Source organism: Vicinamibacteria bacterium, from assembly GCA_035620555.1.
Lineage (GTDB): Bacteria > Acidobacteriota > Vicinamibacteria > Marinacidobacterales > SMYC01 > DASPGQ01.
Window position 1 is genome coordinate 1 of sequence record DASPGQ010000515.1, and the last position, 3,847, is coordinate 3,847.

The window sequence follows — 3,847 nt, forward strand, 5'->3', positions numbered from 1 at the left end:
GGCCGAAAGAGCGTTTCCGGAGCGCTCGCCACGCTCCAACGCATGGGCTATGTGGCCGGTCATCGCGACATCCATGGTCGCGTCGGGGCGACGAGACAGATCGCGAAGATTACCGAAGCGGGAAGGGCCGCGCTCGCGGAGGAAAAGCTCCACCCCTCGAGCGCGCGGGTTCTGACGTTGCTATCGGTTGCGACCGAGGCCGTGCCCGTCGGCGTGATCCGATACGAAGTGGGGCTCAAGTCCGGAGGACTCTTCCGTCGACTCGCTCGAAAGGGGCTCATCGAGCTCACTCGCGAGCCGGTGAGACAAAGCCCCTGGGAACGTCTCCGGATGGCTCGGCCTCAAGACTCCCGGCCGATGGAGCTGACGCGCCACCAGAGCGAGGCGATCGCAGTCATCGTCGGCGCGGCCCGCCTGGGGATGTTCTCGCCGATGGTTCTGAGAGGCGTCACCGGAAGTGGCAAGACCGAGGTCTACCTGCGAGCGGCCGAAGAGGTCGTTCGCGCGGGCCGCGCGGTCCTTCTCCTCGTTCCCGAAATTGCCCTGACGCCCCGGCTCGCGGCACTTCTCTATGGGCGATTCGGTGAGCGGGTCGCGATTCTTCACAGTGCGCTCGGCTCCGCGGAAAGACGCGACGAGTGGTGGCGCATTCGAAACGGTCAAGCCGGCATCGTCGTGGGAGCTCGCTCCGCAGTGCTCGCGCCCATCGAAGATCTCGGGCTCGTCGTCGTGGACGAGGAGCACGAAGGCTCCTACAAGCAGGAGGAGATCCCGCGCTACAACGCTCGTGACGTCGCCATCGTTCGGGCGAGCGAAGATCGAGCCGTCGTCGTGCTCGGCTCCGCGACCCCTTCGCTCGAGTCGTATACGCACGCCGTCGAAGGGCGCTACCGCTTGGTCGTGCTTCCGGAGCGCATCGGTAACCGTTCCCTGGCGTCGGTTGAGCTCGTGGACATGAAAGAGGTGGTTCGTGAGGAAGGACCGGAGACGATCGTCTCCCGCCCGCTCGCGACCGCCATCGAATCGAGACTCGCCGAGGGCGAGCAGGCCATGGTGCTTCTCAACCGTCGTGGCTACGCCGGCCAGCTCATCTGCCGACGGTGCGGGATGGCCCTGACCTGCAAGGAATGCAGCCTGGCGATGACGCTTCACCGGCGGGCGACCCTGGCCGTCTGCCACCTCTGCGGGCTAGGGCGCGCTCTTCCGGAACGGTGTGAAATGTGCCAGGGAGAGTACCTGCGTCACGTGGGATATGGCACCGAGCGCGTCGAAGAGCTCATGAAAGAGCGCTTTCCCGACAGTCGGGTGGCCCGGATGGACCGCGACACGATGCGAAGAAAGGGGAGTCACGAGGCGCTCCTGACCCGGTTCGCCGCGAGGGAGCTCGACATTCTGGTGGGCACGCAGATGCTCGCCAAAGGGCACGATTTTCCCGCGGTGACGCTCGTGGGAGTGCTCGCCGCCGACAATGCTCTGGGAGCACCCGACTTTCGCGCCGCCGAGCGCACGTTTCAGCTCCTGACCCAGGTCGCGGGTCGCGCGGGGCGGGGCGATCGTCCCGGGAAAGTGCTCATCCAGACCTTCACGCCGGATCACTACAGCCTCGAGTTCGCGCGGTCGCAGGACTTCGAGGGATTCTACGAGTCGGAGCGGAAATTCCGCAGCGCGTTGTTGTACCCACCCGCCGTGCGGCTCGTGAACCTGGTCTTCGAAGGCGCCAACATGGCCGAAGCAACCCGCGAGGCGAGAAGGGCGGCGACGTTCTTGAAAAGCCAGGAGCTGGAGAGTCTGAGAGTTCTCGGCCCGGCTTTCGCCGTCCGCTCAAAAGTCCGAAACCGTTATCGCTGCCAGCTGCTCTTGAAGCTCACGCGATCGAGTCATGGCCGCGTTCGGGCGTTGATTCGGACGCTTCTGAAAGACGAATCGATCGCGCGTTCCATGACGATAGACGTGGATCCACTGACATTGGCCTGACCCACGAGGGAGTCGACGAAGCTTGACCGACACGTCGGAACACCGATCGGTGGAGCTGAGCCGAGCCTCGACCATTCCATCGAGCTGGTATCTCGACCCGGCCTTCTTGACTCTGGAGCGCGAGCGGGTGTTCTTCCGAACGTGGCAATGGGTGGGTCGGGCCGCCGACGTGTCGAGCCCCGGAGACTACTTCACCCACGAGCTCCTTGGCGAGCCATTGTTGATCTCGAGGGACGAGGCGGGAACGCTCCGAGGCTTCTACAACGTCTGTCGCCATCGAGCGGGACCAGTTGCCGCTCGGTGCGGCAATCGCAAGCAGTTTCAGTGCGGATATCACGGCTGGACCTATGGGCTCGACGGACGTCTGCGCCGAGCCCCCGAAATGGAGGGTGTACACGAGCTCGATCTCTCCTCCATTCGACTCGAGCCGGTGGCTGTCGGAGATTGGGGCCCCTTCGTTTTCGCGAACCTCGACCCATCGGCCTCACCGCTCCCAGTCCATCTCGCCGAGATCGGCGCCGAGATCGTTCTCGCCGGATTTCCGCTCGGTGCGATGCCGATAGTGGAACGGCGCGAGTACGAGATCGACTGCAACTGGAAGGTCTACGTCGACAACTATCTGGAGGGTTATCACATTCCCATCGTGCACCCTGGCCTGTTTCGTGAAATCGATTACGAACGCTACCGGGTCGAGCCTCATGGGAGCTTTTCGAGGCAGCTCGCCCCCCTTCGCCCGGGACGCAAGGACCGCACCTATCCGAATAAGGGTGAGCTCGACGAGGCTCTTTACTACTGGATCTTTCCCAACTTGATGTTGAACGTCTATCCGGGCAACATCCAGGTGAATGCGGTGTTACCCCTAAGTGAGTCACGAACTCTGACCGTGTTCGAGTGGTATGGCAAGGGAGATATCGAGCAAGCGATCGCCTTCAGCGAGCAGGTCCAGCGAGAGGACATGAGAATCTGTGCCGCGGTCCAGAGAGGGCTCGCGTCACGTTCCTACGATCGGGGTCGTCTGTCGGTCGCCCGCGAGGCGGGGGTGCACCACTTTCACGGGCTTCTCTTGGAGCAGTTGGTCGGCCGAGAAGGAAGTGATGAGGGCTAGCTAAGGAATGTTCTGGAGGTCTTTTCCCGGCTTGAAGCGGATCGTGCGACCGGGCGGGATGCGAACTTCCATGCCCGTTCTCGGATTGCGACCGATACCCCGCTTTCTCGGTTTCACCTGAAAGACACCGAAACCGCGCAGCTCGATCCGCTCGCCTCGCTTCATCGAGTTCTTCATCGCGTCGAGCACGGCTTCCACGGCTTGTTCCGCTTTCACCTTGGTGATGTTCGCGGTAGCGGACACCTCGTTGATGATGTCCACCTTTATCATATTGACCTCCAATGGGATACAGCTCGATTATAGGAACCGTTGACCGACCGTGTCAAGCAGCGTTCCTTATATCATACTCAAAACGTTCGAGTTAGAACGATCTGTCGGATGCGGTGCGGTATAATGACGGCGCCACGGCCACGCTTCTCCACTTCAATGAGACAAAGATGTTTCGTCGTCCTCGCGTAGCCATCATCGGGCGGCCAAATGTCGGCAAGTCGACGTTGTTCAACCGCCTGAGCGGATCGCGCAAAGCGATCGTCGACGCGATTGCCGGCTCGACGCGGGATCGAAACGAGACCGAAGTGATATGGAGAGGCCGGTCGTTCGACGTGATCGACACCGGGGGAATCCAAGAACAAGCGGAGACGCCTCTCGACGAGCAGGTAGCCGAGCAAGTCCACGCTGCTATCGGCAGCGCCGATGTGGTCTGCTGGGTTGTGGACGGTCGCACCGGTCTCGTGGCCGAGGATCATTTCCTTGCCAATCGCCTGCGCT

4 protein-coding genes are annotated in these 3,847 nt (G+C 62.3%); 3 read left to right on the forward strand and 1 reads right to left on the reverse strand.

Annotation, left to right across the window (positions count from 1 at the left end; genetic code table 11):
- Both priA and VEK15_20925 read left to right on the forward strand, forming a co-directional pair.
- Nucleotides 1–1,974: primosomal protein N' (priA, locus tag VEK15_20920; protein ID HXV63174.1), on the forward strand; the 1,974-nt coding region annotated here is incomplete at its 5' end.
- A 22-nt stretch (nucleotides 1,975–1,996) separates the two neighbouring features.
- Nucleotides 1,997–3,079: an aromatic ring-hydroxylating dioxygenase subunit alpha gene (locus VEK15_20925; GenBank protein HXV63175.1), complete on the forward strand. Its 1,083-nt coding sequence runs from the start codon at nucleotides 1,997–1,999 to the stop codon at nucleotides 3,077–3,079.
- Here VEK15_20925 and VEK15_20930 read toward each other — a convergent pair whose 3' ends face one another.
- Complete coding sequence (locus VEK15_20930; protein HXV63176.1) at nucleotides 3,080–3,349, reverse strand: HU family DNA-binding protein; 270 nt, start codon at nucleotides 3,347–3,349, stop codon at nucleotides 3,080–3,082. It abuts the gene before it with no gap.
- 167 nt (nucleotides 3,350–3,516) lie between these two features.
- Here VEK15_20930 and VEK15_20935 point away from each other — a divergent pair.
- Nucleotides 3,517–3,847 (forward strand): GTPase (locus VEK15_20935; protein HXV63177.1); only part of this gene is annotated, 331 nt, incomplete at its 3' end.

Coding starts and splice junctions, on each gene's coding strand:
- VEK15_20930 (HXV63176.1), bottom strand. CDS start 3,349: ATGATAAAGGTGGACATCATCAACGAGGTGTCCGCTACCGCGAACATC.